This window comes from Ramlibacter sp. (genome assembly GCF_036383835.1).
In the GTDB taxonomy this organism is placed as follows: Bacteria; Pseudomonadota; Gammaproteobacteria; order Burkholderiales; family Burkholderiaceae_C; genus Ramlibacter.
Genome location: NZ_DASVNN010000041.1, coordinates 1 through 24,819, shown reverse-complemented (window position 1 = coordinate 24,819; position 24,819 = coordinate 1). Strand labels below are relative to the sequence as shown.

Annotated in this window: 30 protein-coding genes; 19 read left to right on the top strand and 11 right to left on the bottom strand. The window is 68.9% G+C overall.

Annotated elements, in window-relative coordinates; translation table 11 throughout:
- Positions 1 to 137: 137 nt before the first annotated feature.
- A complete protein-coding gene (locus VF522_RS07095) occupies positions 138 to 2,426 on the bottom strand; it encodes a restriction endonuclease (RefSeq protein WP_330907532.1) in 2,289 nt (762 codons plus the stop codon).
- A 94-nt stretch (positions 2,427 to 2,520) separates the two neighbouring features.
- On the opposite strand from VF522_RS07095, the gene VF522_RS07090 reads away from it, so the two are divergent.
- Positions 2,521 to 3,363, top strand: a complete 843-nt coding sequence (locus VF522_RS07090; protein ID WP_330907531.1) for an alpha/beta hydrolase — start codon at positions 2,521 to 2,523, stop codon at positions 3,361 to 3,363.
- Here the strand turns inward: VF522_RS07090 and aroD are convergent.
- From aroD to VF522_RS07075, 3 genes are all read right to left on the bottom strand, one after another.
- A complete protein-coding gene (gene aroD, locus VF522_RS07085; RefSeq protein ID WP_330907530.1) occupies positions 3,350 to 4,126 on the bottom strand; it encodes a type I 3-dehydroquinate dehydratase in 777 nt (258 codons plus the stop codon). The two genes, VF522_RS07090 and aroD, sit on opposite strands and share 14 nt — an antisense overlap.
- Positions 4,127 to 4,146: 20 nt before the next feature.
- On the bottom strand, positions 4,147 to 4,329 hold the full coding sequence (locus VF522_RS07080) for a hypothetical protein (RefSeq protein ID WP_330907529.1): 183 nt from the start codon (positions 4,327 to 4,329) through the stop codon (positions 4,147 to 4,149).
- A 165-nt stretch (positions 4,330 to 4,494) separates the two neighbouring features.
- Complete coding sequence (locus VF522_RS07075; protein ID WP_330907528.1) at positions 4,495 to 4,881, bottom strand: response regulator; 387 nt, start codon at positions 4,879 to 4,881, stop codon at positions 4,495 to 4,497.
- A gap of 128 nt (positions 4,882 to 5,009) precedes the next feature.
- On the opposite strand from VF522_RS07075, the gene miaA reads away from it, so the two are divergent.
- Both miaA and VF522_RS07065 read left to right on the top strand, forming a co-directional pair.
- A complete protein-coding gene (gene miaA / locus VF522_RS07070) occupies positions 5,010 to 5,948 on the top strand; it encodes a tRNA (adenosine(37)-N6)-dimethylallyltransferase MiaA (RefSeq protein ID WP_330907527.1) in 939 nt (312 codons plus the stop codon).
- Positions 5,948 to 6,589 carry an ABC transporter ATP-binding protein gene (locus VF522_RS07065; protein ID WP_330907526.1) on the top strand — a complete coding sequence of 214 codons (642 nt, stop codon included), beginning with the start codon at positions 5,948 to 5,950 and terminating at the stop codon, positions 6,587 to 6,589. The genes miaA and VF522_RS07065 overlap by 1 nt, the downstream gene beginning before the upstream one ends.
- Before the next feature lie 195 nt (positions 6,590 to 6,784).
- Here VF522_RS07065 and VF522_RS07060 read toward each other — a convergent pair whose 3' ends face one another.
- The 3 genes from VF522_RS07060 to VF522_RS07050 form a co-directional block, all read right to left on the bottom strand.
- Entirely contained in the window at positions 6,785 to 7,375 is a 591-nt protein-coding gene (locus VF522_RS07060) for a DsbC family protein (RefSeq protein WP_330907525.1), read from the bottom strand.
- Positions 7,372 to 7,767, bottom strand: a complete 396-nt coding sequence (locus VF522_RS07055; RefSeq protein ID WP_330907524.1) for a response regulator — start codon at positions 7,765 to 7,767, stop codon at positions 7,372 to 7,374. The genes VF522_RS07060 and VF522_RS07055 overlap by 4 nt, the downstream gene beginning before the upstream one ends.
- Before the next feature lie 63 nt (positions 7,768 to 7,830).
- Positions 7,831 to 8,076, bottom strand: a complete 246-nt coding sequence (locus VF522_RS07050; protein WP_330907523.1) for a hypothetical protein — start codon at positions 8,074 to 8,076, stop codon at positions 7,831 to 7,833.
- 216 nt (positions 8,077 to 8,292) lie between these two features.
- On the opposite strand from VF522_RS07050, the gene VF522_RS07045 reads away from it, so the two are divergent.
- From VF522_RS07045 to VF522_RS07035, 3 genes are all read left to right on the top strand, one after another.
- A complete protein-coding gene (locus VF522_RS07045; protein ID WP_330907522.1) occupies positions 8,293 to 8,766 on the top strand; it encodes a hemerythrin domain-containing protein in 474 nt (157 codons plus the stop codon).
- A 119-nt stretch (positions 8,767 to 8,885) separates the two neighbouring features.
- On the top strand, positions 8,886 to 11,402 hold the full coding sequence (locus VF522_RS07040) for an ABC transporter permease (protein ID WP_330907521.1): 2,517 nt from the start codon (positions 8,886 to 8,888) through the stop codon (positions 11,400 to 11,402).
- On the top strand, positions 11,402 to 12,478 hold the full coding sequence (locus tag VF522_RS07035) for a lipocalin-like domain-containing protein (protein ID WP_414709469.1): 1,077 nt from the start codon (positions 11,402 to 11,404) through the stop codon (positions 12,476 to 12,478). Before VF522_RS07040 ends, VF522_RS07035 begins: the two co-directional genes overlap by 1 nt.
- 70 nt (positions 12,479 to 12,548) lie before the next feature.
- On the opposite strand, the gene VF522_RS07030 is transcribed toward VF522_RS07035, so the two are convergent.
- Positions 12,549 to 13,760: a CoA transferase gene (locus tag VF522_RS07030; RefSeq protein WP_330907520.1), complete on the bottom strand. Its 1,212-nt coding sequence runs from the start codon at positions 13,758 to 13,760 to the stop codon at positions 12,549 to 12,551.
- Positions 13,757 to 15,439, bottom strand: coding sequence for an acyl-CoA dehydrogenase (locus VF522_RS07025; RefSeq protein WP_330907519.1), 1,683 nt, complete (start codon positions 15,437 to 15,439; stop codon positions 13,757 to 13,759). Before VF522_RS07025 ends, VF522_RS07030 begins: the two co-directional genes overlap by 4 nt.
- A 112-nt stretch (positions 15,440 to 15,551) precedes the next feature.
- Between VF522_RS07025 and VF522_RS07020 the strand changes: the two genes are divergently transcribed.
- The 12 genes from VF522_RS07020 to VF522_RS06965 all read left to right on the top strand — a co-directional run bounded on the left by VF522_RS07020 (position 15,552) and on the right by VF522_RS06965 (position 23,238).
- The gene (locus VF522_RS07020) at positions 15,552 to 15,935 is read left to right on the top strand and encodes a hypothetical protein (RefSeq protein ID WP_330907518.1); all 384 of its coding nucleotides are present in this window, start codon (positions 15,552 to 15,554) and stop codon (positions 15,933 to 15,935) included.
- 4 nt (positions 15,936 to 15,939) lie between these two features.
- Positions 15,940 to 16,470 carry a DUF3806 domain-containing protein gene (locus tag VF522_RS07015; RefSeq protein ID WP_330907517.1) on the top strand — a complete coding sequence of 177 codons (531 nt, stop codon included), beginning with the start codon at positions 15,940 to 15,942 and terminating at the stop codon, positions 16,468 to 16,470.
- A 29-nt stretch (positions 16,471 to 16,499) separates the two neighbouring features.
- Positions 16,500 to 16,934, top strand: a complete 435-nt coding sequence (locus VF522_RS07010; protein WP_330907516.1) for a hypothetical protein — start codon at positions 16,500 to 16,502, stop codon at positions 16,932 to 16,934.
- Positions 16,935 to 17,069: 135 nt separating this feature from the next.
- Positions 17,070 to 17,765: a hypothetical protein gene (locus VF522_RS07005; RefSeq protein WP_330907515.1), complete on the top strand. Its 696-nt coding sequence runs from the start codon at positions 17,070 to 17,072 to the stop codon at positions 17,763 to 17,765.
- Between the two features lie 158 nt (positions 17,766 to 17,923).
- The gene (locus VF522_RS07000; protein ID WP_330907514.1) at positions 17,924 to 18,292 is read left to right on the top strand and encodes a hypothetical protein; all 369 of its coding nucleotides are present in this window, start codon (positions 17,924 to 17,926) and stop codon (positions 18,290 to 18,292) included.
- A 100-nt stretch (positions 18,293 to 18,392) separates the two neighbouring features.
- Entirely contained in the window at positions 18,393 to 18,653 is a 261-nt protein-coding gene (locus tag VF522_RS06995) for a hypothetical protein (RefSeq protein WP_330907513.1), read from the top strand.
- A gap of 51 nt (positions 18,654 to 18,704) precedes the next feature.
- Positions 18,705 to 19,124: a VOC family protein gene (locus VF522_RS06990; RefSeq protein ID WP_330907512.1), complete on the top strand. Its 420-nt coding sequence runs from the start codon at positions 18,705 to 18,707 to the stop codon at positions 19,122 to 19,124.
- On the top strand, positions 19,121 to 19,684 hold the full coding sequence (locus VF522_RS06985; protein WP_330907511.1) for a dihydrofolate reductase family protein: 564 nt from the start codon (positions 19,121 to 19,123) through the stop codon (positions 19,682 to 19,684). Before VF522_RS06990 ends, VF522_RS06985 begins: the two co-directional genes overlap by 4 nt.
- Entirely contained in the window at positions 19,681 to 19,920 is a 240-nt protein-coding gene (locus VF522_RS06980; RefSeq protein WP_330907510.1) for a DUF1653 domain-containing protein, read from the top strand. Before VF522_RS06985 ends, VF522_RS06980 begins: the two co-directional genes overlap by 4 nt.
- Before the next feature lie 106 nt (positions 19,921 to 20,026).
- Positions 20,027 to 21,757 (top strand): thiamine pyrophosphate-requiring protein, encoded by a 1,731-nt coding sequence (locus VF522_RS06975; protein ID WP_330907509.1) that lies wholly within the window; start codon positions 20,027 to 20,029, stop codon positions 21,755 to 21,757.
- Between the two features lie 28 nt (positions 21,758 to 21,785).
- Positions 21,786 to 22,763 carry a tripartite tricarboxylate transporter substrate binding protein gene (locus tag VF522_RS06970; RefSeq protein ID WP_330907508.1) on the top strand — a complete coding sequence of 326 codons (978 nt, stop codon included), beginning with the start codon at positions 21,786 to 21,788 and terminating at the stop codon, positions 22,761 to 22,763.
- 76 nt (positions 22,764 to 22,839) lie between these two features.
- Positions 22,840 to 23,238 carry a cupin domain-containing protein gene (locus VF522_RS06965; protein WP_330907507.1) on the top strand — a complete coding sequence of 133 codons (399 nt, stop codon included), beginning with the start codon at positions 22,840 to 22,842 and terminating at the stop codon, positions 23,236 to 23,238.
- A 408-nt stretch (positions 23,239 to 23,646) separates the two neighbouring features.
- Here the strand turns inward: VF522_RS06965 and VF522_RS06960 are convergent, their stop codons facing one another.
- Positions 23,647 to 24,255 carry a M23 family metallopeptidase gene (locus VF522_RS06960; protein WP_330907506.1) on the bottom strand — a complete coding sequence of 203 codons (609 nt, stop codon included), beginning with the start codon at positions 24,253 to 24,255 and terminating at the stop codon, positions 23,647 to 23,649.
- A 192-nt stretch (positions 24,256 to 24,447) separates the two neighbouring features.
- Between VF522_RS06960 and VF522_RS06955 the strand changes: the two genes are divergently transcribed.
- Positions 24,448 to 24,648, top strand: coding sequence for a hypothetical protein (locus VF522_RS06955; protein WP_330907505.1), 201 nt, complete (start codon positions 24,448 to 24,450; stop codon positions 24,646 to 24,648).
- A 3-nt stretch (positions 24,649 to 24,651) separates the two neighbouring features.
- On the opposite strand, the gene VF522_RS06950 is transcribed toward VF522_RS06955, so the two are convergent.
- On the bottom strand, positions 24,652 to 24,816 hold the full coding sequence (locus VF522_RS06950; RefSeq protein ID WP_330907533.1) for a hypothetical protein: 165 nt from the start codon (positions 24,814 to 24,816) through the stop codon (positions 24,652 to 24,654).
- Positions 24,817 to 24,819: the final 3 nt, after the last annotated feature.

Sequence of the window (24,819 nt, the reverse complement as noted above, 5' to 3'; positions counted from 1 at the left end):
GTCCGTCCGAAAACAGCATGAGCCGAGAAAATGAGATCGAAACTGCCTGAAAACGCTGGATCCGGAGTGGCAATTCGCGTCACGTGCCGAATCAACGTGCCAGCAGTGCGTGCGAATCGGCCTTGTTCAGACCTTCCCTAGGATCTGCGGAACAAGTCATCGATTTCATCGAACTGCTCTGCAGCGCTCGTGGATCCGGTGCGATCTCGCCAGCCGTCATCGTCCCTGTGATGAGAGTACGACGATTGAAGGGATTCGAACTGCGCATCCAAATCTACCGCTGCAGCAATGCCCTTTACGTCGCCAAGCGAATATTCGACACCAAGTTCGTCAAGCCTTTCCTCGATGTACTGCTTGATCATTCGTGTCGCGGACTCGCTGCTGAAAGTAATCTCGGGCTCGCCGTATTCGTCGTAGCTTGAATTTGGCTCCAAATCCGCGAGCACGTCTTCGTCCGAAACCTCCTCATCGATTCGTTCCGTCAGATCAGCCACTGCCTTCTCAGAAATTGAGCCAATCAGGTCCGTTCCCGCCACAGAATCCACAAGCCTAGCCAAGTCAGCGTACGCAGCAATCTCGTCATCTGAGAATCCTGTGTCCAACAGGTCTTCCAAGTAGTGAGCGACCTTTAACGCGTCCACCGTCTGTGACGTCAGGCATCTCTGTAGGAAGATGAGCTCCGACTCGAAGAAGCCTCCGTGCGAAGTCGAAAGCACGTACGTGGCAAGATCCGGATGTACATTGAAGGCGCTCGGACGGCAATGTTCTGCCGTGTTCGCCGCATGCGAGAGGAATCCGGTGTCAAAGCCGGCGAATTGGCCCTCATGCGCAGATTGCAAGACAGACTGCAGAACCTCGGCTAGGTCATTGTTGGTTGAACTCGCATTTGAGCGCGCAACAAACGACGTCACTGCATTCTTCGACCTAAGAGCGAGTAGGCATCGGGCATTCTCGGCCGAGTCTTGCCCATAGCGTCCGATCAAGAAGTCACCAATCGAGGGATTGAACAAATCCAAAGTTACGACGTTACGCGCAACCGTTCGCGTGAGCAACGAGCCGACCAGAATGCGTGTCTGAACGCTAAAGTCTCGATTGCCCGCGGCACCTGCTGGCACGAACAAAACGTACCTCTCGTAGGCGGAACGGAGGCCCGACTCTGACAGCGGGCCGCCGTTGAACGCTGTCAGCAATACGATCGAGCGCCCATACACGTCCATCTGAGCGTCGAAAGGGTGTGCCCATATGTTCCGAGGGTCTTGCAGCGACGATTGGACATGCAACCAATACCGCTCTGGCGGCACATCCGTGAGGCGGGCCGGGTCAGTGACAAACGAGATTAAGCGCGGGTTGAAATTCTTGTGCGTGATGATCTGTCGGTAGCGCTTCTCTTTGTAAAGCACCTCCACATACTCTTCTGTCAACCCGGAATGCCATATGTGGTTGTACAGAATGTGCGCCTTATCTAGATTTTCGTACTCATCGACGCGAAGCAGGAACTCGTGACGATCAACCTTCTCGTTGTCAAAGTTGTCGATTAACACCTTCCCTTGATTCAAAATTTGTGTGCGAGAAGTCAATACGAATTGCTTCGTTCGATCTCGTCGCACACGCTTAATGAAGCCAACAATTGCATTGCCCTCATGTCCGGAGAGAGCCTCTAGGTAGTTTCGACCAAGAAAGTCGTCGAAATAAAAGATCTGCAGTTCCGTGGGCGAGTAGACACTCTCTGCCTCCTTTATGTCGTCCAAGACTTTATAGAACTGAAAACCTTCGCCTACGCTTTGTAAGCAGAGTTGTTCGGCAAGAGTCGTTTTTCCGACGCCAGGCTCGCCAGTAAGTATTAATACACCGCCACTCGCAAGAATCTGCTCTGCTCGCGCGTGGTTGCGAGTTTTCGCATAGCGCTTCACCATTTCCTGAGCTTCCTGCAGACTCGCCACGCTCCGCCCGAATATGGCGCCGTGCAAGATGCGAGCGAGAACAGTTGTGCTGGACAGCCAAAGCTTGTAGTGGTTTCGCTCAATATCGGGATTGGCGCGCAGCAGGTCGTTCAGATCTTCCCGGCCTAGGACATCAGCCGTATCTCTCACGTATGGCGAAAAGATACTTGCGATAGTTTCCTTGTTCGCCAAGCTCAACGGCAGCGATGTGGCAAAGATGTACCGACGGGGTTTCAGTACATCAACTTTTGGTCGTTCTTCGCCCTCCAAGCGAGCAAGCATGGCTCGCAGACCTGATTGGAGCCAATGCTTGCATTGCAGAATGCATTCGCCGGACTCGGCGGGGGCAAAAAATCGCCCATCGACCCCGCGATCCCTTCCTGGCTTGAATCGTTGAACGTGGACCTCTTCTCGCCTTCCCACCACCGCGCACACTAGTTCCTCGAATTCCTTGTCGTTCAGCGCTGAGAAGTCGTAGTCGGCCATGTGTATCAGGATACGCGAACCGGTAAGACTCCAAATGAGTTACCTTCCGTAGTCATCACTGAACTCTTCGGCGTCAATCGACTCAGCAGCAAGGATGAAGCGCCGACTCCTCTATGCCCTCGCGGCCACCACCGCGGCCGCCCTTAGCATCGGCTGCGCCACGCTCGATGAGCGCCAGCGCGTATGGATCTTCCAGCCCAGCGACCGCGCCTGGGGCGGCAGCGCCGGCCTGGCCGAGGGCATGCAGGAGACCTGGATCGATTTCCCCTCGCAGGTGACCGGCCGCGCGACGAGGTTGCACGCCCTGTGGCTCCCCTCCGAAAGGAACAAGGATGGCCCGGTGCTGCTTTACCTGCACGGCGCGCGCTGGGCCGTGGCCGGTTCGGCGCCGCGCATCCGCCGCATGCAGGAACTCGGCTTTTCGGTGCTGGCGATCGACTACCGCGGCTTCGGCAAGTCGACGCACGAACTGCCCTCGGAGGAGATGGCCTACGAGGACGCGCGCGCCGCCTGGGACTGGCTCGCGAAGCAGTATCCGGGCCGGCCGCGCTACGTGTTCGGCCACTCGCTGGGCGGCGCCATCGCGATCGACCTCGCCTCCAAGGTCGACGACGAACAGGGCGTCATCGTCGAAGGCACCTTCACCTCCATCCCGGACGTCGCGGGCACCACCCGGTGGGGCTGGCTGCCGCTGGGGCCGCTGATCACGCAGCGCTTCGAGTCGGTGCGCAAGGTGGCGCGCGTGAAGTCGCCGCTGCTGGTGGTGCACGGGGACAGCGACGCGCTGATCGACGTCTCCCTGGGCCGGAAGCTGTACGAGGCCGCCACCGGCCGCAAGCACTTCGTGCTGGTGGAGGGCGGCTCGCACTTCAGCACGATGTCGGTGGGCTTTTCGCAGTACCGCGACGCCCTGTCGCAGTTCTTCAGCCTGCAGTAGCGGCCTGCAGCGTGCGCAGCGCGGCACGCACTTCCTCGATCGCGATCTGGCCCGGCGCCGAAGGCGCGGAGCCGACGGCGAAGGTCAGCGCCGAACCGAACACGCCGCCGCACAGCCGGCTCACGGCGCCCAGTCCGCCCATGGACATGCTGATCACGGGAATCGCGAGCGCGCTGCTCGCCTGCAGGGTCGCCCCCAGCAGCCGGTGCACGTCCTCGATCGACTGCGGCATGACGGCGACTTTCGCCACGTCCGCGCCCAGTTCCTGCGCCTGCGCGAAGCGGGCCGCAAGATCGGCGCTGGCCGGCGTGCGCTGGAAATCGTGGAACGACAGCACCAGCGGCAGGCCATGGCGGCGCGTCGCGGCGCGCACCCGCTCCACGTCGGCGCGATCGTTGTCCATCTCGAAGTCCATCAGGTCCACCGCGCCGCTGGCGGCGATCGCCTCGTACAGCGCGACCACCTGGGCCTCGCTCATCGCGATCGGCTGGCCGCCTTCGCGCCGGGCGCGGCGGGTGAAGAGGATGGGGATGCCGCCGGCCGCGGCGCGCAGCTCGCGCGCCGCCGCCAGCACCGCATGCGCGTCGGCGATGTTCTCGAAGAAATCGACGCGCCATTCCAGCAGGTCGGGCTGCTTGGCGGCGACGGCGCGCGCTTCGGCGGCAAGCGCCTGCGGGCCGCGGGCGACCAGGGGAGCACAGATGGCAGGGAGGCGGCCGCCGGCAAGGGGCGCGCCGCGCAGGGCGATGGGACGTGGCTGCATGGCCACGGCATTCTAGGAGGTCAGTCGCCGTGCCCGCCAGGCGCACCGTCCGCCTTGGGATGGTCGACTTGCGGCTGCTGCTGCTGTTGCGGCTGCTGCTGCTGTTGCGGCGCGCCATTGGACGACGTGCCGCCATCGGTTCCGTCCTGGCGGAAGCCGAGCTTCTTCAATTCGCGTTCCAGCAAATCCTTGCGCACGGACAAGGGGAGCGTTTCGTTCGCCCAGGACCCCGTGTCGCGTTCGTCTGGCCCGCCACCAGATCGTGTACTACTCATGGCGTACATCATGGCTTGCGGTCGAGCCATCCGGCGTAGTCGGCACCGGGCGAAACGTGTGCGACGAATCCCACACGCCTCGCCGGGCCCGCTTCACGGTCCCGAATTCTCACGGCTGGTGTAGTCGGTGAACCAGGCGATGAAGTCCGTCGTCGCGCCCTTGTCGAAGACGGCGTCGGCGCCCAGTTCCAGGCAGTGCTTGCGCACGCCCGGCGTCGCGTAGCTGCTGAACACGACCACGCGCCCGCCCTGCGGATCCTGCTTGCATTTGCGGATCACGTTCATCCCGGCGCCCTGTTCGAGCACCAGGTCGACGATCGCGACGTCCCAGGCTCCGGGGTGCTCGGCCAGCCAGAAGTTCGCCTCGGCTTCCGTGCTGGCGGCCGCGACGATGCGAAACCCCCCGATCGACGCGAACAGTTCGTCCAGCAGGCCGCGCATGCGCTGGATGTCCTCGACCAGGAACACCCTCAGTTCCACGCATTGAACTCCATGACTCAGTTCGGGCCATTGTCGCCGCGCGACGGCGCACCGGGTCGGCACTGAAACCAAATGCATGGTTGCGGGAGCCCGCATCCCCCCGCAGGCCTTCTGCTAACCTCGACCGGATGCCTACCGATGCGCTACCCGCGCTGGTGGCGCTGGCCGGCCCGACCGCTTCCGGCAAGAGCGCCGCCGCGCTCGTCCTTGCCGAGCGGCTCGCTGCCGAGATCGTGAGCGTCGATTCGGCGCTGGTCTACCGCGGCATGGACATCGGCACAGCCAAGCCCACCGCGGCGGAGCGCGCGCGCGTGCCGCACCACCTGATCGACATCCGCGATCCCGCGCAGCCCTACAGTGCCGCGGAGTTCGCCGCCGACGCGCAGGCGATCGTCCAGGACCTCCGCGCGCGCGGCAAGCGGGTGGTGCTGGCCGGCGGGACCATGCTGTACTTCAAGGCGCTGTTCGAGGGGCTGGCCGCGATGCCGGCGGCCGACCCCGCGCTGCGCGCCGCGATCGAGGCCGAGGCCGCGATTGCGGGCTGGCCGGCGCTGCATGCCCAGCTCGCGCAGGTGGATCCCGTCACCGCCGCGCGGCTCGCGCCGAACGACGCGCAGCGCATCCAGCGCGCACTGGAAGTGTTCCGCGCCACCGGCGAACCGCTGTCCTCCTTCCACGCCCGCGCGACGGCCGCGCCGGCCCTGCGCGCCGACCTGTTCCTCACGCTGGAGCCCGGCGATCGCGCCTGGCTGCATGAACGCATCGCGCAGCGCTTCGACACCATGCTCGCCGCCGGCTTCCTGGACGAAGTGCGCGCCCTGCGCGCGCGCGGCGACCTGCACCCCGCCCTTCCCAGCATGCGTTCGGTGGGCTATCGCCAGGCCTGGGAAGCCCTGGACGGCGCGTTTCCCCTGGACAGCGTGCGCGAACGCGGCATCGCGGCGACGCGGCAGCTCGCCAAGCGGCAGCTCACGTGGCTGCGCGGCCTGCGCGATCGCACGGTCATCGCCGCCGACGCGCCCGATGCCGTCGATCGCGTTCTGCGCGCGGCGGGAGTGGCTGCCTGATGCTGCAGGTCGAACGGCTCGCCAAGCGCTATGGCGAGGTCGACGTGTTCCGCGATGTCTCGCTGGAAGTCGCCTCCGGCGAGTTCGTGGCGATCGTGGGCGAGTCGGGGGTCGGCAAGTCCACGCTGCTCAATTGCATGGCCGGGCTCGACACCTGGGATGCCGGACGCATCGTCATCGACGGCACGGACCTGTCGACGCTGGCCGACGAGCAGCGCGCGCTGTTGCGGCGGTGCAAGCTCGGCTTCGTGTTCCAGGCCTTCCACGTGCTGCCGCACCTCGACGTGGCGCAGAACGTGGGCCTGCCGCTGCTGCTGCAGCAGCGCCCCGATGCGCAGGCGGTGGAGCGCATGCTCGATGCGGTGGGCCTGCCGGGGCTGGGTCATCGGCTGCCGCAGGAACTGAGCGGCGGACAGCTGCAGCGCGTAGCGATCGCGCGGGCGCTGGTGCACCGGCCCAGGCTGCTGCTCGCCGACGAGCCCACGGGCAACCTCGATCCGGCCACCGCCGCGCGCGTGCTGGAGGTGCTGCGCGCGCAGGCGCGGGAGAGCGATGCGGCACTGGTGCTGGTGACGCACTCCGAAGCGGCGGCGGCGCAGGCGGACCGGGTGCTGCGGTTGCGCAGCGACGGGATGGCTTGATGACGGGGATGGTGGGCAAGCGAGCTTGCCCACCCTACGCCGGGTGACGAGAGGCGGCGGTCGCAAATCCGCCCACCGTACGGGCCCATGACGAAACGCGGCGGTCGCAAATCCGCCCACCGTACGGGCCCGTGACGAAACGCGGCGTTTGCAAATCTCGTAGGGTGGGCACCTCCGGTGCCCACCATCGCCGCCTCAACTCGGCGCCGAAAGCCCCAGCTTCTGCGCCAGCATCGCCGTCGGCATGGAACCCTCCAGGGTCACCAGCTCGCCGCTCTGCGGATGCTTCGCCACCACCGTGGGCACGCCGCCGAAGCCGAACTTCGTGAACAGCTCGGTATTCTTCTTGACCACGTCCTTCTGCGCATCGGGGACGTTCATCGCGGCGATGCCGCCCTGCTGCGCGCGCAGCGAGGCCTCGTGCTGGTCCATCGTCGCCGACGGGTCGGACGCCGCGAGGATCGCGCCGCCCTGCGAGACGCTCTTCTCGCCGATCAGCCCCACCGGGATCCAGACGAAGCGCGCCTGGCCTTTCAGCGGCTTGGCGGCTTCCCACAGCGCCGCGCAGTGCGGGCACTGCGCATCGAAGAACACGTAGACCACGCGGGCGGCCATCGCGGAGCCCACGTTGAAGCCCTTGGCGCCCCCTTCGATCGCCTCGATCGAAACGGGCGTGCCCGCGGCCGGGGAGCCGCCGGTGGATCCGGAAGGGGCGCTGTTTTCCTTGCCGCACGCCGCGAGCAGCGCGGTGGCCGCGAGCGCGACCGCGAGTTCGCGCCGCTTCATGCGGCGGGGGCGGCCTGCAGGCCGTCGAGTTCGGAGCAATAGTGCATCAGGTCCTGTACCTGTGATTTGAGGAAGACGGCGTCGGCCCCGAGCTTGCGGCAGTGGTCGCGGATCCCGTCGCTCGCATAGTCGCTGAACACGACGACCTTGCCGCCGCCGTGCCCTGCCGATTCATGCGCCCGCGGGATCACGGACATGCCCGTGCCCTGGTCCAGCACCAGGTCGATGATGGCGAGGTCCCATGCGCCGGCGTTCTCGGCGAACCACAGCTTCGCCTCCGCCTCGGTGCCGGTGGCATCGACGACGCGGAAATCGCCGACTTCGGACAGCATGTCGGCCAGTGCACCATGCACGTGCTTCATGTCCTCGACCAGGAATACGCGGATCGCCACGGGGCCTTGCCTCTCTTGTACTGCGATGCGATTCTAGTGTGCGTCAGCCCGGCCGTCCGGGCCTCACGCGCCGTCCTTCGCCTGCTCCAGGAGCTCGGTCACTTCCTCCAGTTCCTCGGCCGCCTGCTGGACCTTGCGCTCCAGTTCGGCGTTCTGCTTGATCGCCCAGGCCACGTCCCCGGTTTTCACCTCCGGGGGCAGCTCGCGCTCGAGCGCGCCGTGCGTCAGGCCCAGTTCGGCGCTGGCGACCTCGAGGTCGCGCTGCACCTGGTCGGTCTTGCTGCGGGCCGCATCGATTTTTCGACTCATGCTGTTCCTTTCCGTTGGCACTCCCTCGAGACTAGGCGGCCGGGAAAGGCTCAACCGTCAGTCCCGCCTGATCGGGCGCGCCGGAGAGGGCGCCTGCGCGCGGAGCGCATGGCCGCACGCGCGTCGGCGGACCACGGACGAAGCAGCCGCCGCTTTCCTACAGGACGTATTCCACGGTTTGACGATCATGGCCGGACGTTTCAAGGAGAACGACCGATGGCGACACGCGAAAAGGATGCCTGCGACCTGCTGGATGCGGACCACCGCGCCGTGAAGAAGATGTTCAAGGAATACGAGGAACTCACGAATTCGCGCGGCCGCACGGTGGCCCGCAGGAAGATGGACCTGGCCCGGCAGATCTGCCACGAGCTCGGCGTGCACGCCCAGGTCGAGGAAGAGATCTTCTACCCGGCCCTGCGCGCGGTGCTGAAGGACACGGACCTGCTGGCCGAAGCCGAAGTCGAGCACCAGTCCGCCAAGGACCTGATCGCCCAGATCGAGGGCATGGACGAGGCCGACGAGATGTTCGACGCCAAGGTGACGGTGCTCGGCGAGTACATCGACCACCACGTGAAGGAAGAGCGCAACGAGATCTTCCCCAAGGCGCGTTCGGCCCGCAAGCTGGACCTGGTTTCCATGCGCGACCAGCTGATGGAGCGCAAGGAAGAACTGATGGGCGAGATGGCCTGATCGTCGTCATCCCCGCGCAGCGGGGACCCAGATCGCGCGCGAACGAGCGCTGCCTGGAAGCACTGGGTCCCCGCCTGCGCGGGGATGACGACGTCGGGGCGGCATGCACAATCGCGTGCATGCTCGCCCTGCTCGCGACCTACTCCTGGCAGGAAGTGCGCCACCACGCGTGGCGCAGCGCCGCCGCCGTGCTGGCGGTGATGCTGGGCGTGGCGCTCGCGTTTTCCGTCCACCTGATCAACGCCGCGGCGCTGGACGAATTCTCCAGCGCGGCGCGGTCGGCCGGCGGCCAGCCGGACCTGGAACTGCGCGCGGCCCAGGGCGCCATCGACGAAGCCGTCTATGCGCGCGTGGCGACCGACGCCTCGGTCGCGGCGGCCAGCCCCGTCATCGAACTGCAGACGCTCGCTTTCACGCGTGAAGGCCAGCGCAGCACCGTGCGCGTGATCGGCGTCGACGCACTGGCCGTAGGCCATCTGGCGCCTGACCTGTTGGCCTCCCCGCGCAAGGGCGAGGACCGCCTCTCCGTGCTGGCGCCGGACACCCTCTTCCTCAATCCGGCCGCGCAAACGCTGCTGCCGGCGGACCGCGTGCGGCTGCAGGTGGGCATGGCGCTGCGCGAACTGCGCGTGGCCGGCACCGTGAACGCCGGCGGCGGGCCGCTGCTGGTGATGGACATCGGCGCCGCGCAGGACCTCTTCGGCCGCGGCGGCCAGCTTTCGCGCATCGACGTGCGCCTGAAGCCCGGCGTGCGGCACGAGGCGTGGCTGCGCGGCATCGCGCTGCCGCCCGGCGTGCAGGCAGCGGAGCCGGGCGATGCGAGCCAGCGCGTCAGCCAGTTGTCGCGCGCCTACCGCGTCAACCTCACCGTGCTCGCCCTGGTCGCCCTGTTCACCGGCGCCTTCCTCGTCTTCTCGGTGCTGGCCCTGAGCGTGGCGCGCCGCGCGCAGCAATTCGCGCTGCTGGGCGTGCTGGGCCTCACGGCGAAGCAGCGGCTGCGGCTGGTGCTGGCCGAATCGGCGGTGCTCGGCACGATCGGCAGCGTCGCCGGCATCGCGCTCGGCACCGCCCTCGCCGCCGCGGCGTTCTCGCTGCTCGGGGGCGACCTCGGCGGCGGCTACTTCCCCGGCGTGCAGCCGCGACTGCAGTGGAGCGGACTCGCGGCGGCAAGCTACGGCGCGCTCGGCGTGCTCGCGGCCCTGGTGGGCGGCTGGTTGCCCGCACGCGGCGCGGCGCGGCTGCCGCTCGCGCAGACGCTCAAGGGCCTCGGCACCGGCCTGCCGCGCGGTCGCCGCCATGTGCTGGGCTGGCTGGCGCTCGCGGCCGCCGTCGTGCTCGCACTGCTGCCTCCCATCGCGGGCATCCCGCTCGCGGCCTATCTGTCGGTGGGCCTGCTGCTGGTGGGCGGCATCTCGGTGCTGCCCGGCGCGGTGGGCGCACTGTACGACCGCGTCGCGCCGGCCGTGGCGCACCGCCTGCTGCCGCTGCTCGCGGTGGAGCGCGCGCGGCGCGTGCGCGAGAGCGCCGCGGTGGCCGTCAGCGGCGTCGTGGCCGCACTGAGCCTCGCCGTCGCGCTCACCGTGATGGTGGCGAGCTTTCGCCAATCGGTCGCGGACTGGCTCGACGTGCTGTTGCCCGCGGACCTGTACGTGCGCACCGGCAACAACACCGCGAGCGGCGACACTGCCTTCCTGACGCCCTCGCTGGTGCAGGGCCTGTCGCAACTGCCCGGCGTGGAACGCGTGCAGACCCTGCGCGTGCGCCACCTGCTGCTCGATCCGGCGCGGCCGCCGGTCACGCTGCTGGCGCGTCCGGTCGCCGATCCCGCGCGCGTCCTGCCGCTGGTGGGCGCAACGGCCAGCGTGCCGGCGAACGCCATCCCGGTCTACGTCAGCGAAGCGATGGTGGACCTGTACGGCGCGCGTCGCGGCCAGCCGCTGCGCGCGCTGGAGCCCGCGCTCGGCCCCGGCCCCTTCGTGGTCGCCGGCGTCTGGCGCGACTACGTGCGGCAGACCGGCGCGGTGATCGTGGCGCAGCGCGACTACCTGCGCCTGACCGGCGACACCCGCATCAACGACGTGCAGCTGTGGCTGGCCCAGGGCGCGTCGCCCGCCGACGTGCAGCGGCGGGTGCGCGAACTGGTGGCGCGCGAGAGCGGCAACGGCGACCTGGTCGACCTCGCGTCGGCGGCGGAAGTGCGCGGCATCTCGCTGCGCATCTTCGACCGCAGCTTCGCCGTGACCTACTGGCTGCAGGCGGTGGCGATCGCCATCGGCCTGTTCGGCGTCGCCGCCAGCTTCAGCGCGCAAGTGCTCGCGCGGCGCAAGGAGTTCGGCCTGCTGGCGCACCTCGGGCTCACGCGCCGGCAGATCCTCGCCGTGGTCGCGGGCGAAGGCGCGGCCTGGACGCTGATCGGCGCGATCGCGGGCCTGGCGCTCGGGCTCGCGGTGGCGGTGGTGCTGGTGCACGTCGTCAACCCGCAAAGCTTCCACTGGACCATGGACCTGCTGGTGCCCTGGGCGCGGCTGCTGTTGCTGGGCCTCGCCGTCATCTTCGCGGGCACGGTGACGGCGTGGCTCGCCGGGCGTGCGGCCGCAGGGCGCGACGCGGTGCTGGCCGTGAAGGAGGATTGGTGATGGGCTGGTGGGCAGCGGGGCTGCCCACCCTACGCAGAAGGGCGCTGCTCGTCACGCCTGCGATGCTGTTCGTGCCCGATGCGCACGCGTTGCCTGAGCGCACCATGCGCTTTCCGGCCGACCACGGCGCGCATCCCGAACTGCGGACGGAGTGGTGGTACATCACCGGCCACGCGGAAAGCGGCGGGCGCAGCTTCGGCTTCCAGGTGACCTTCTTCCGCTCGCGCGTCGACCCGACGCAGCGCATGCAGTCGCGCTTCGCGGCGAAGCAGCTGGTGTTCGCGCATGCCGCCGTCACCGACGTGCAGGGCGGCAAGCTGTGGCACGACGACCGCATCGCCCGCGAAGGCTTCGGCATCGCGGCCGCGGCAACGGGCGAGGCCCGCCTGCGCCTGCGCGACTGGTCGCTGGCGCGCGAAGGCGAAGCCTGGCACGCGGTGCTGCCGGCCATCGGCTTCGCGCTGGACCTGCGCTGCACGCCCACGCAGCCGCCGGTGGCGCAGGGCCGCGCGGGCCTGTCGCGCAAGGGGCCCGAGGCGGTCCAGGCGAGCTACTACTACTCGATCCCGCAGCTGGCCGTGGCGGGACGGCTCACGCTGCAGGGACGCGCGTTCGAGGTGGCGGGCCGCGCCTGGATGGACCACGAATGGAGCGAGGAATACCTGCACCGGGATGCGGTCGGCTGGGACTGGACCGGCATGAACTTCGACGACGGCGGCGCGCTCACCGCCTTTCGCATCCGCCGCCGCGACGGCACGACCCTGTGGGACGGCGGCTCGTACCGCAACCCGCGAGGCGAGCTGGCGATCGCGCGGCCGGGCGAGATCGTGTTCGAGCCGAAACGGCGCTGGACCAGCCCGGCGTCCAACGCGAGCTACCCGGTGGAATGGACGCTGCGCAGCCCCGCCGGCGTGCACACGATCCGCGCGGTGATCGACAACCAGGAGCTGGATAGCCGGCAGTCGACCGGGGCGATCTATTGGGAGGGACTGTCGGACCTGCTGGATGCGGGTGGGCGGCGCGTGGGGCGGGGGTACCTGGAGATGACGGGATACGCGGACAAGTTGCGGATGTGACCGGCTTCGTCATCCCCGCGGAGGCGGGGATCCAGGGCGCCCTGGGTCCCCGCCTCCGCGGGGATGACGATCACCGCACGATACCGCGATCGTGCAGCCGCCCGAACGCCGCGGCCTCCATTCCCAGCAGTTCCTGCAGCACCTGCTCCGTGTGCTCGCCCAGCCGCGGCGCGGGCGCCGCAGGCAAGCGCTCGCGCGCGGAGAAGTCCAGCGGGATGCCGGCGGCCAGCATCTCGCCCACGCCCGGCTGCGCGATGGTGGAGAACATCGGGTTGTCCGGCGAGCATTCCGGGTCGTCGCGCACGAGACGCTCGATGGTCTGGTAGCGGTCCCAGCACACGCGCAGCCGGTCGAACACCGGCGCCCACTCGGCCAGCGTGCGGGCGCGGATGCGCGGCGCGGCGAGGTCGGCGAGTTCCCGCCGCGCGCGAAAGCGGTTGCCTTCCTGCGAGAGGTCGAGCCCGAGCCGCGCACCGAGTGCGTCGACCTCGCCCTGGATCTCCAGCGCCTCGCAGATCGCGCGCCACTGGTTGCCGGTGAGGCCGACGATCATCACGCGCTCGCCGTCGGCGGTGGGGAAGTCGCGGCCGAAGGCGCCGAACAGCTCGTTGCCGTGCCGCTGGCGCGGCTGCCCGCGGCGCGCTTCCTCGAGGAAGCCGAGATGGTTCATCACCGCGAGGCCGACGTCCTGCAAGGCCAGCTTCACGTGCTGGCCCTCGCCGGTGAGGCGCCGGTGCCGCTCCGCCGCGAGCAGGCCCACGGCGACCATCTGGCCGGTGACCAGGTCCCAGGCGGGCAGCACGTGGTTGACCGGCTCCTCGCGGCCCGGTTCGCCCGTGAAGTTCGGGACGCCGACGCGCGCGTTGACGGTGTAGTCGACGGCGGATCCGCCGTGCCGGTCGCCCTGCAGCGTCAGCTGGATCAGGTCGGCGCGGCGTGCGCGCAGCTTGTCGTGATCCAGCCAGCCGCGCGGCGGAAAGTTGGTGACGAACAGGCCGGCGGCGTCGCCCGGCGCGCAGACGATCGCCATCGCGATCTCCCGGCCTTCCGGCTGCTGCAGGTCGAGCGCGACGGAGCGCTTGGACTTGTTCAGGCCGCACCAGAACAGGCTGGTGTCGTCCTCCGTGACGGGCCAGCGGCGGTAGTCGAGACCGCCTGCGAGCGGATCGATGCGGATCACGTCGGCGCCCATCTGCGCGAGCGTCATGCCGCCGAGCGGCGCCGCCACGAAGGCGGCGGCCTCCACCACGCGCATGCCCGCAAGGATGCCGGTGGACTTCATTCCTGGCCCGGCGCGCCGCCGAGCGCCCGCTCCATCAGGCTGCGCGCCACCACCTTGAGCGCCAGCGTTTCCTCCGCGCCCTCGAAGATCGACAGCACCCGCGCATCGACGAAATAGCGGCTCACCGCCGTCTCTTCCGCGTAACCCATGCCGCCATGCAGTTGCAAGGCTTCGCGCGTGACCATCTCGGCCGAGCGGCAGGCCAGCAGCTTCACGAGGCTGGCCTCCATGCGGCCCTCCCCCCGGTCCACGCGGCCCGCCACTTCGCAGGCGAGCTGGCGGCACACGGCCAGCCGCGCGCCCATGCGCGCCAGTTTGGCGCGCGTGAGCGGGAAGTCGGCCAGCGCCTGGCCGAACACCTTGCGGTCCTCGCCGTAGCGGATCGCCGCGCGCAGCGCGGCCCGCATCACGCCGCAGGCGCGCGCGGCGGTCTGCATGCGGCCGCCCACCATGCCGGCCATCGTGTAATAGAAGCCCTTGCCCAGGCCCGATTCGCCGCCGACCACGTTGGCGTCCGGCACGAAGAAGTCCTCGAACGAGAGGTCGAAGGAGTGCATGCCGCGGTAGCCGATGGTGGGGATCGCGCGTCCCGTCAGCACGCCGCCGCCGTCCTGCCGGAACACGAACTCGTGGCCCTCGTACGAGGGCTTCTCCACCAGCAGCAGGCTCAGGCCCTTGTGGCCGAGCGAGCGATCGGGATCGGTGCGCGTCACCACCATCAGCACGCCGGCCTTGCCGGCGAACGTGCACCAGGTCTTGGCGCCGTTCAGCCTCCAGCCGCCGGGCACGCGCGTGCCACGCAAGGCGAGGCCGGCGACGTCGGAGCCGTAGTCGGGTTCGGTGATCGCGATGGCGCAGAGCGGCTCGCCCGCGGCGAGCTTCGGCAGCCAATGCGCCTGCTGCTCGGGCGTGCCGCCCGCCACCAGCGCGCGCGAGAGAATCTCCGGCCGCGTGATCAGGCTGCCGGCGGCCGCGAGCGAGCCTTCCGACAGGGCTTCCGTCACCAGCACCATCAGCAGCGAGTCCTCATGGTCGGCGGGCGCGCTGCCGCCGTACTGCTCCGGCACCGACAGGCCGAACACGCCCATCTCGCGCAGCGGCTGCAGCAGCGACTCCGGTACGGTGCGGTTCTCGCGATGGATCGCTTCGGCCTGCGGCGCCACCACTTCGGCGGAGAAGCGGCGAAACGATTCCTGCGCCATGGCATGCGGCTCGTCGAGTTCGACCGCGCCGACCTCGCCCTGCGCCGCCACCACCCCGCGGCCGGCGGCATCGAGCGCCTGCGCGCCGGCGGCCGATTGCCGCAAGGCATCCCACTCCCTGGCATCGCGCCAGGCGCGCAGGGGCGCGAGGTCCAGCCCCAGTTCGAGGTACAGCGTCTCCAGCCGCGAAAGCACCGCGGCGGCGGCATCCACCGCGAACAGCAGTGCGAGCCTGGCATCCAGTTCGCTGCTGCCGGGACGCAGCAGTGCCAGGCCCGTCTCCGCCGCCAGCAGGTCCGCGGCCGCCCAGGCGAGTTCGAAGGAGGCGACCTGCTCCGCATCGAGCTTCCTGCCGCTCAGGCGGCCGTCGCCGCTGCAGCGTTGCGCGAGGGCGCCGGTGGCGGCTTCGAAGGCCGTGCGCAAGGCGGCCAGGCCGCCGCGCGCCGTGTCGACCTGCGCATGCAAGGTGTCGTTCATCGTCGTCTCCTGGCGGACATTCTGCACGCCGGCGCGTGTCGCGGTACTGACGGCTTGGGCCGTTGCGGGCGCAATTGATATAAGGACGGGACAAAAAAGGGAAGGGATGGCCATGAACAAGGGGATACTGCTTGCCAGCCGGCTGATCGTGCTGGTGCTCTGCGCGTCGTCGACACTGGCCCAGACACCGGCGGCGGACCCGCCCGCGGCGCTCAGCCCCGTCGCGCAGGCCGCGTACGACCGGGTGCGGACGCAGTTCTGCACCAACGCGAAGGTCATGGAGTGCCTGGGGCTGGAACAGCCGGTGTGCGAGGCCAACATCGAGAGCTACGTCGGTTCCTGCCGCACGCAGCCCGACCCGCGGGCGGCCGCCAGCAACGATTCGAATTACCTGGTCGTCTACTTCTCCGGCTGCGCCGTGGGTGGCGCGCTCAAGGCCGATCCCTCGCGCGCCGGCAGCTTCCAGAGCTGCCTGGCCGTCCGCCTGCGCCAGTGACGCCATGAAGAAGATCATCGGCATCACCCTGCTGGCCCTCTGCTGCGGCATGCACGTGCCGGCTTCCGCGCAGGGGACATCCACGACCACCACCGTGGCCCAACCCACGCCCCAGAAGATCGAAGCCGCCTCCGCCGGCGAGCTGAAGACCTTCCGCGCCTACGGGGCGCGCGCCGCGCTCTTCATCGCTTCCTACGTCCCGGCCGCGAAACAACCGACGCTCGCGGACGCCGACGAAGCCTTCCGCCTCTGGCAGCAGGACACCCGCAAGCGCCGCGCGAGCGAGAAAGAAGTCGTCGAGATGCTCGGCGCCTTCCTCGGCGCGAAGCTGGCCGCCGACTTCGGCATGGAATGGGTGGTGGTCACCGACGAGAACGGGCGCGACTATGCGGTGCGCGCGAACAAGCACGAGGCCCTGGCCTATCCTTTCGCGTCGGTGGAGAAGCGCATCGACAACCGGTCGCATGGCTTCCTGCAGGGGATCCACGATGCGGTGCAGGAACTGATGGAGAGCGGCGAAGCGAAGGCGCGCTGAGCACGTCATGCGACCTGAGGAGAAGCGCCATGCCATCCGCCATCTACGGAGCGTTCTTCTTCACCGTGGCGCTGCTCGTCACCACCACCTACTTCCTGCTGGGCGGGCTGCCCTTGCTCGTCCTCAAGCACGACGTGGCGCTCGACGCCCGCTTCATCCGGGGCTTCTTCAACGTCTACTACATGGCTGCCTTCTGGACCGCCGTCGGGGCGTGCGCCAGCTATGCGCTCTGGGGCCGCTTTGCTTTTGCCGCCGGAGCGGCCGCCATCGCGGTCGTCGTGACGCTCCTGCGCAAACACCTCCTGCCTGTCATGCAGCAGCTCGGAACCGAGATCGAGGCGAACGACGGCGGCGGCGGCGCCATCCAGCGTTTCCGCCGCTTGCATGCCATGGCACTGCTGATCAATTTCGCGCAACTGGTCGTGCTGGTCTGGGGCACGATCCAGCTTTCGCGGTCGGTGTGAGTGGACGGGTAGTGAAAAACGCCGCGGATTCATTGATCGCAAACCGGCGCCATGTTCGAATCGGGGCAATCAGCCATGCAGGGGGAGGCCGCGCATGAAGCTCGCGTCAGAACCACCAACCGAGGACGTTGTCCGATGAAGAGCTTCTTCGCCACACTGCTCGTGACCTGCTCGCTCGTGGCCGCAGCAGCCGACGCGCGTCCGGTCGATACCGTGCCGATGTACGGCCAGCCTGGGGTTTCGCGGCCAGAGGTGCTGAGGAATGCCGACGAGGACTTCATTCGGGAAGCCACCGCCGGCCTCGGCAGTCGCGAAGCCGCCGCGAAGGCCTGGCATGCGCAGGCGGAGCGCTTCATGCAGCAGCGCGACTTCGACATGGCGATGCGCCGCTACAACCAGGCCTGGCTGCTGCAGCCCTCCAGTTATCTGCCCCATTGGGGCTTCGGCCGCGTCATGATGGAGCGCGGGGCCGCCGAGGAAGCCAGCCGCCACCTCGAACAGGCGCTGCAACTCGTCGACGATGCCTTCCAGAAACCGGCGTTGCTGGCTGACCTCGGCACTGCCTACTCGATCCGTGCGCAACTGACCGCAAGTACCGATACCGCGGAAACCGCGCGCCTCTTCGCACTGGCCAACGACGGCTTCTCACAGAGCACCGGGCTCGATCCGAGCTACGCCAGCGGCTGGCGGCGTTGGGCAATCTCCCTGTACGAACAGGGCGAGTACGGCCAGGCCTGGGAAAAAGTGCGGGAAGCGCGGGCGCGCAAGGCACGACCGTTCCCGCCGGCTTTCCTGCGCGCCCTGCAGGCCAAGCATCCCGAGCCACGCTGAGAGGTGTCCCGTGTCCCATGGCTTCGAGGATCTCATCACCTCGCGAGCTATGACGGCATAGATGTGGACCCATCTTGCGGGACGGCGCGGCCCAATGAAGCCTAAGCTTGTCGTTCGGCCCGATGCGAAGATCACCGCGCCAATTCATTGCCCCCCGCATGAACACCCTCCGCCCAACCTGCACCTGGCCCCACACGGTCGCCGCTTGCGCCGCGTTGGTCGAATACGACGAAGCCCTGCGCCCGCTGCTCTCCCTCACCCGCTTCCTCGCCACCTCCCGCTACGCCGGCTCCATCGTTCCCCGCTTCTCCGGCGGCGTGCTCACCCTCGTCCGCACGCCGGACGCTCCAGCCGGCCAGAACGAGCTGCAGATCCGCTTCGATCCTGCGTCCCGCCAATTCCACTTCACCTACCAGCAGCGGCCAGACGACCCGAGGCCGTGGTCGCGCGAGTGCGACGCGCAGGAAGGGCAGGCGGTGCTGGAACGCATCTTCCACAAGCGGCTGCACTGGTTCCACGAGGGCTAGCGTCCAGCGCCGGGTGGCGGAAAAGCCGCAGGCCAGGCCGCGCGCGGGCGGCTTTCGTTGAGTCCGCCCCTCCCCTGTGTTCGAATCGCCGGGAATCCCCATGAAGAAAGCCCTCACCCCGCTCCTCGTCGTCGCCGTCATCGTGCTCGCCGCCATCGTGCTGAACCCCTCGCCCGAGCGTCACCGCGAAAAGATCCGCGAAGCCATAGCCCAGCGCAGCCCCATCGCCGGCGCCCTCGGCCTCGGCTCGATTGCCGCGATGGTCACCAACTACCACTCGCTGGGCGTCGCCTCGTACACCAAGGCCGGCGACAAGACCCTGTCGGTCGGAGCCTTCGGCCTGGTGTTCGTCAACAACTGACGCTTCGCTGCTATCGTTGCCCTGCGTGCCGCAGGGCGCGCAGGAGCAGCGATGAAACCCCGCATCACCCTCATCACCCTCGGCGTCGACGACCTCGAGCGCGCCGTGGCCTTCTACCGCGACGGCCTGGGCTGGAGCACGCCCGGCATCGTCGGCGCGGAATTCGAGCACGGAGCCGTCGCCTTCTTCGACCTCGCCTCGGGCCTGCGCCTGGCGCTGTGGCACCGCGCCAGCCTCGCGCACGACAGCGGCCTGCCCATGGGCGTGCGCAGCGCCACCGAGTTCTGCCTCGCGCACAACGTCGGCTCGCGCGACGAAGTCGACCAGGTCCTCGACGAAGCGAAGCAGGCCGGCGCCGGCATCGTGAAGTCCGGGCACGAGACCTTCTACGGCGGCTACGCCGGCTACTTCCAGGATCCCGACCAGCACCTCTGGGAGGTCGCGTACAACCCGCAGATGCTGCCCGAATGAAGACCCAGTACTACGCCGCCTCCAGCCTCGACGGCTTCATCGCCACCGAGGACCATTCGCTCGCCTGGCTGATGCAGTTCGGCGACCCTTCGGACACCAGCTACCCCGCCTTCATCCGCGAGGTGGGCGCGCTGTGCATGGGTGCGGCCACCTACGAGTGGCTCGTGCGCGAGCTCGTGAAGGACGGCCAGCCGGGCGGCGCGCCCTGGCCCTACGGGCAGCCCGCCTGGGTGTTCACCCACCGGCAGCTTCCGCGCGTGGCGGGCGCGGACCTCCGTTTCGTCGAAGGCGACGTGGCCCCGGTGCACCGGGCGATGGTCGAGGCGGCGAAAGGGCGCAACGTCTGGATCGTCGGCGGCGGCGAGCTGGCCGGGCGCTTCCACGACGCCGGCCTGCTGGACGAACTGATCGTGCAGGTCACGGCCGTGACGCTGGGACAAGGCAAGCCGCTGCTGCCGCGGCGCATCGCCATGCCGCCGCTGAAACTCGATTCCGTCTCACGCTTCGGCGAAGCCTTCGTCGAGCTGCGCTACACCATTCCCCGCAAAGGCCCCGCATGAGCGACGACCTCTCCCCGCTGCCGCCCACGCCGACCGGCCGTTACCGCCATTACAAAGGCGGCGAATACGAAGTGATCGGCGTCGCCCGGCACAGCGAGACCCACGAGCCGCTGGTGGTCTACCGGCCGCTTTACAACGACAGCGGCTGGTGGGTACGGCCGCATGCGATGTTCTTCGGCACGGTGGAGATCGACGGCGTGGTGCAGCCCCGCTTCGCCCGCGTCGAAGCCGCATGAGCCTGCCGCGCGCGAGAGGGTTTCCCCCGACGCCGGCGCGGCGCGCGGCCCCTATCCTCGCTTGGCGGCATCGCGTTGGCATGCCAACACCCCGCGCGGAAGGACCATGAAAGCAGGACGACGCCGCAGCGCGGCACACCACTTCCTCGACGGCCTGGTGGAAGCCGGCATCGAGCACCTCTTCTCCAATCTCGGCACCGACCACGTCTCGCTGATCGAGGCGATGGCGCAGTTCAAGCGCGAAGGCCGTCCCCAGCCGAAGGTGGTGCTGTGCCCGCACGAGAACGTCGCCATCCACATGGCCGCCGGCTATGCCGCCGTCACCGGCCGCGGCCAGGGCGTGATGGTGCACGTGGATGCCGGCACCGCCAACGCCGCGATGGGCATGCACAACCTGTTCCGCTCGCGCCTGCCGGTGATGCTGATGGCGGGCAAGTCGCCCTTCACCCTGCGCGGCGAACTGCCCGGCTCGCGCGACAACTACGTGCACTTCGTGCAGGACCCCTTCGACATCGGCAGCCTGGTGCGGCCGTACGTGAAGTGGGAGTACTCGCTGCCCAGCGGCGTGGTGGCGAAGGAAGTGCTGCGGCGCGGCCACACCGTGATGCACAGCGACCCGCCGGGCCCGGTGTACCTCACGCTGCCGCGCGAGACGCTCGCCGAGGACTGGGACGACGCGCAGGTGGCGAGCTTCCCGGCCGAGCGCTTCGGCCCGGTGAAGCTCGGCGGCCTGTCCGCGGCGGCCGCGCAGGAGGTCGCGAGCGCGCTGCTGCGGGCGAAGAAGCCGATCGTGGTCACCTCCTACCTGGGCCGCAAGCCCGAGGCGGTCGCGGCGCTGGAAGCGCTGGCCATGGAGTGCGGCATCCGCGTGCACGAATTCATGCCCACGGCGATGAGCGTGTCGCGCGAGTCGCCGTGCTTCGGCGGCTTCGATCCGTCCAGGGGCCTGGCCGGCGCGGACCTCTGCCTGCTGCTGGACGTGGACGTGCCCTGGCTGCCGAAGTTCACCCGGCCCGATCCGGGCACCCGTTTCCTCCACATCGACGTCGACCCGCTGAAGCAGGACTTCCCGATGTGGGGCTTCGCCACCGACCTGCGCGTGCAGGCGGATTGCGGTGCCGCCCTGCGCGACGTGCTCGCGGCCGTGCGCGCGCAGGCCGACGCCTCCTTCCGCGAGCGCGTGCAGGCGCGCACCGCGACCTGGGCGCGAGAGCGCGACGAACGCCAGACCGCGCTCGCCGCTGCAGCAGCGCAACCCGGAACGACCAACGCGATCTCGCCGGCCTTCGTGTGCGCCGCGGTGAACCGCGCGATCGCCGCCGAAGACATCGTGGTCAACGAAGCGATCCGCAATTCGCCCGCGGTACTGACGCAGATCCGCCGCACGGTGCCCGGCACGCTGATCGGCTGCTCCGGCGGCGGCCTCGGGTACAGCGGCGGCATGGCGCTCGGCGCCAGGCTCGCGCGGCCGGCCCACCGCGTGGTGCAGGTGGTGGGCGACGGCGGCTTCCACTTCTCCACGCCGACCTCGGTGTACTCCGTCGCGCAGCGCCACCAGCTGCCGATCCTCACCGTGGTGCTGGACAACGGCGGCTGGCAGGCGGTGAAGGAAGCCGTGCTGCGCGTCTACCCCGACGGCGAGGCGAGGCAGGCCAACGAATTCCACGCGCAGATCGGCACCGAGGTGCGCCGCTTCGACCAGGTGGCGCAGGCCTTCGGCGCGCACGGCGAGTACGTGAGCGAGCCGGAGCAGCTGGAAGCCGCCCTGCGCCGCTGCGTCGAGGCGGTGGACGCCGGCCGCGCGGCGGTGCTGCATGTCAAGGTCGCGTCGCTGTGAGCGCGAGGCCATCCACAGGAGAGTCCCCATGAAGCGCAAGCTGTTCGTCCAGACCTTCGCCGCGGCGGCCCTCGCCGCCAGCGCGCTGCCCGCGCTCGCGCAGGCGCCCGCGGCGGCCTTCCCCACCAAGCCGATCAGGATCATCGTCGGCTACGCGCCCGGCGGCGCCAACGACATCCTCGCTCGCATCGTCGCGCAGAAGATGGCCGAGGGCCTGGGCAAGGAAGTGGTGGTGGAGAACAAGCCCAGCACCGGCGCCATCGTCGGCAGCGTCGCCGTGGCAAATGCGCCCGCCGACGGCTACACGCTGCTGATGGGCGCGAGCGGCCCGATCGTGTTCAATCCGGCGCTCTACGAGCGGCTGCCGTACAACCCCACCAAGGACCTGGTGCCGGTGTCCATCGTCGGCACCTTCCCGCTGGTGCTGTCGGTCGCGGCGAACGCGCCGTTCAAGAACGTGGCGGACCTGGCGGCCTACACCAAGGCCAACCCGGACAAGTCGAACTACGGCTCCAGCGCGGCGTCCTTCCGCCTCGCGACGGAACTGCTCAAGAGCAAGACGGGCATCCGCGCCGAACACATCCCCTACAAGGGCAGCATGGAGTCGGTGAACAGCGTGGCCTCGGGGCAGATCACGATGACGCTGGTCGACTCCGGTCCCGCGGTCGGTCCGATCAAGGGCGGGCTGATGAAGGGCCTGGCAGTCACCTCGCCGCAACGCATCGCCGCCCTGCCCGACGTGCCGACGATGGCCGAGCAGGGCATCGACCTCAACATCCAGTTCTGGAGCGGCCTGCTCGCGCCCGCCGGCACGCCCAAGGCGGTCGTCGACAAGCTCGCGGCGGAAGTGCAGCGCATCGTGAAGCTGCCCGACGTGCGCGCGCGCATGGCCTCGCTCGCCATCGATCCGGCCGGCACCACGCCCGAGGAATTCGCGAAGGTGATCGCCACCGAGATTCCGCTGTGGAGCGGCGTGGCCAAGGCCAACAACATCAAGGCCGATTGACGCGGCGGCGGAGCCGTCCTACAAATCGCTGCCGCGTCCCGGCCGAAGATACCGGCTGGACAAAGAGAGGCGAACGATGGCCCTGCCCCACGCGCAACCCCTGGACATCATCAACGTCGCTCCGCTGGGCGAGAAGCTGCACGGGCAGGTCAGCACCAGCCTGATCAAGACGGAACGCCTCCAGCTGCAGCACCTCGTGCTGGCGAACAACCAGGACATCCCGCAGCACCACGTGGACGACGAGTGCACGATCCAGTGCCTGGAAGGCGACGTGGAAGTGGTGATGGGCGCCGGCGTGCGGCGGCTGCGGCCCGGCAACGTCATCGTGCTGCCGGCGCGGCAGCAGCACGGCCTGCGCGCACGGGCCGAGTCGGCGCTGCTGGTGACGCTGATCCTGAACAAGGGGGATGCGGGCGACCAGGGCGGCGCGGGGAATCGACGGGACCTGGGCAAGAACACGCCGGTCAAGCCGTAGCCACGTCATCCCCGCGAAGGCGGGGATCCAGGGCATTCCTGGACGCGCCGGATTCCCGCCTTCGCGGGAATGACGAAGGTCCGGGTCGAACTCATGGCAAGAGTGCCCGCACCGCGATCGACCGCACGCCCAGCTCGATCTCCTCGTCGCACAGGCGCTGGTGCCGGCGTTGGAGAAAGCGGCTCGTCGCGCCTGCTGCCGATCGGTATCGTGCAGGAGTGGGAGCCGGCGAACCGCCTGGCGTCCGAGATCACGCGCGAATACCAGACGGTGGGCGAGGTGAACAGCCGGTTGAAGAAGAACTGACCTTCCCGTCATCCCCGCGCAGGCGGGGACCCAGGGCATCGAGACGCGCGCGCAGCGCGCTTCCCGGGGCGCTCTGGATCCCCGCCTCCGCGGGGATGACGGCTAATCCTGCGTCAGCGCCGCGAACGGGTTCACCGGCTCCCCGCCCCACCAGCGCCGTCCCTCCGCCAGCAGCAGCACCTGGAAGTGCAGGTGCGGCGCATTCTCTGCCGCATTGCCGGTCGTGCCGACATAGCCGATCACGTCGCCGCGCCGCACCCGCTGGCCTTCGCGCAGGTCGTCGGTGTAGCCGGCGAAGTGGGCGTAGTAGTAGACGAAGCGGCCCGATCCATCGACCTGGTAGACGGTGAGGCCGCCCGAGCGGTTGCGGGCGATCTTCTCCACGCGGCCGTCGTCGGCGGCCAGCACCGGCGTGCCCCAGGGCGCCATGATGTCGATCGCGCGGTGCTTGCGGCCGAGCGAGCGGCACGCTTCGTAGGTGTCCCGCACGCGCGTGCGCGCGACGCCCTGCACCGGCACGACCAGCCGCCGCGCGGCGAGCAGTTCGCCCGGCGTGGGCGCGGCGGCCACGGGTTCCTGCGGTGCCGCCACCGGAGGCACGACGGGTGCCGGGGCGGGCCGGTCGCGGTTCGCGGACGGCAGCACCAGCAGCAGCGTGGCTGCCAGCAGGCCTGCCAGCGCGGCCCCAGGGTGAACGCGGATTCCGTCCATGCCTCACGGTAGCGCTGCAGCGCGGCCCGGCTTATCGGTGAGCAGCGGCCCTGCGTGTAGTAGCGCTCACCGGCCGCGTGTCGTGCCGGCGGCGACAAGGCAGCACACAGTCTTCACCGCCACTTTGCAACCGGCAGTCCTCGCGGAGCGTCACTGGCGCGTTGTAGAGGCAAAGCCCGAAGGAGGTGTGACATGAGGGAATCCGCGACGCCGGTGTTCCGGCTGTGCTTCCGCTCCTTGTTCGACGGCCGGGGGTTTGCGTTCCCCTGTGACGAGAAGGGCAAGGTGGACCTCGACCGCCTGAGCGAGCAGGCCCGCAACAACTACCTGTATGCGCGGGCGATGGTGGGTCGCGAACTGGCGCTTCCGGCGGTGGAAGCGAGCCCGGCCTGAGACTCAGGCCCGTTCGAAGTCGATGAAGCCCTGGCCGGCGTCGACCCCGACCAGCCGCACGCGCAGCGCGTCGCCGACGTCGGCGCCTTCGGTGCCGCGCACCAGCCGGCCCTCCACCAGCGGCGCGGGGATGCGCACGTAGGTGCCCTTGGGCGCGGCACCGGTCACGAT

Coding starts and splice junctions, on each gene's coding strand:
- VF522_RS07095 (WP_330907532.1), bottom strand. CDS start 2,426: ATGGCCGACTACGACTTCTCAGCGCTGAACGACAAGGAATTCGAGGAA.
- VF522_RS07090 (WP_330907531.1), top strand. CDS start 2,521: ATGAAGCGCCGACTCCTCTATGCCCTCGCGGCCACCACCGCGGCCGCC.
- aroD (WP_330907530.1), bottom strand. CDS start 4,126: ATGCAGCCACGTCCCATCGCCCTGCGCGGCGCGCCCCTTGCCGGCGGC.
- miaA (WP_330907527.1), top strand. CDS start 5,010: ATGCCTACCGATGCGCTACCCGCGCTGGTGGCGCTGGCCGGCCCGACC.
- VF522_RS07065 (WP_330907526.1), top strand. CDS start 5,948: ATGCTGCAGGTCGAACGGCTCGCCAAGCGCTATGGCGAGGTCGACGTG.
- VF522_RS07060 (WP_330907525.1), bottom strand. CDS start 7,375: ATGAAGCGGCGCGAACTCGCGGTCGCGCTCGCGGCCACCGCGCTGCTC.
- VF522_RS07050 (WP_330907523.1), bottom strand. CDS start 8,076: ATGAGTCGAAAAATCGATGCGGCCCGCAGCAAGACCGACCAGGTGCAG.
- VF522_RS07045 (WP_330907522.1), top strand. CDS start 8,293: ATGGCGACACGCGAAAAGGATGCCTGCGACCTGCTGGATGCGGACCAC.
- VF522_RS07040 (WP_330907521.1), top strand. CDS start 8,886: ATGCTCGCCCTGCTCGCGACCTACTCCTGGCAGGAAGTGCGCCACCAC.
- VF522_RS07035 (WP_414709469.1), top strand. CDS start 11,402: ATGGGCTGGTGGGCAGCGGGGCTGCCCACCCTACGCAGAAGGGCGCTG.
- VF522_RS07030 (WP_330907520.1), bottom strand. CDS start 13,760: ATGAAGTCCACCGGCATCCTTGCGGGCATGCGCGTGGTGGAGGCCGCC.
- VF522_RS07025 (WP_330907519.1), bottom strand. CDS start 15,439: ATGAACGACACCTTGCATGCGCAGGTCGACACGGCGCGCGGCGGCCTG.
- VF522_RS07020 (WP_330907518.1), top strand. CDS start 15,552: ATGAACAAGGGGATACTGCTTGCCAGCCGGCTGATCGTGCTGGTGCTC.
- VF522_RS07015 (WP_330907517.1), top strand. CDS start 15,940: ATGAAGAAGATCATCGGCATCACCCTGCTGGCCCTCTGCTGCGGCATG.
- VF522_RS07010 (WP_330907516.1), top strand. CDS start 16,500: ATGCCATCCGCCATCTACGGAGCGTTCTTCTTCACCGTGGCGCTGCTC.
- VF522_RS07005 (WP_330907515.1), top strand. CDS start 17,070: ATGAAGAGCTTCTTCGCCACACTGCTCGTGACCTGCTCGCTCGTGGCC.
- VF522_RS07000 (WP_330907514.1), top strand. CDS start 17,924: ATGAACACCCTCCGCCCAACCTGCACCTGGCCCCACACGGTCGCCGCT.
- VF522_RS06995 (WP_330907513.1), top strand. CDS start 18,393: ATGAAGAAAGCCCTCACCCCGCTCCTCGTCGTCGCCGTCATCGTGCTC.
- VF522_RS06990 (WP_330907512.1), top strand. CDS start 18,705: ATGAAACCCCGCATCACCCTCATCACCCTCGGCGTCGACGACCTCGAG.
- VF522_RS06985 (WP_330907511.1), top strand. CDS start 19,121: ATGAAGACCCAGTACTACGCCGCCTCCAGCCTCGACGGCTTCATCGCC.
- VF522_RS06980 (WP_330907510.1), top strand. CDS start 19,681: ATGAGCGACGACCTCTCCCCGCTGCCGCCCACGCCGACCGGCCGTTAC.
- VF522_RS06975 (WP_330907509.1), top strand. CDS start 20,027: ATGAAAGCAGGACGACGCCGCAGCGCGGCACACCACTTCCTCGACGGC.
- VF522_RS06970 (WP_330907508.1), top strand. CDS start 21,786: ATGAAGCGCAAGCTGTTCGTCCAGACCTTCGCCGCGGCGGCCCTCGCC.
- VF522_RS06965 (WP_330907507.1), top strand. CDS start 22,840: ATGGCCCTGCCCCACGCGCAACCCCTGGACATCATCAACGTCGCTCCG.
- VF522_RS06960 (WP_330907506.1), bottom strand. CDS start 24,255: ATGGACGGAATCCGCGTTCACCCTGGGGCCGCGCTGGCAGGCCTGCTG.
- VF522_RS06955 (WP_330907505.1), top strand. CDS start 24,448: ATGAGGGAATCCGCGACGCCGGTGTTCCGGCTGTGCTTCCGCTCCTTG.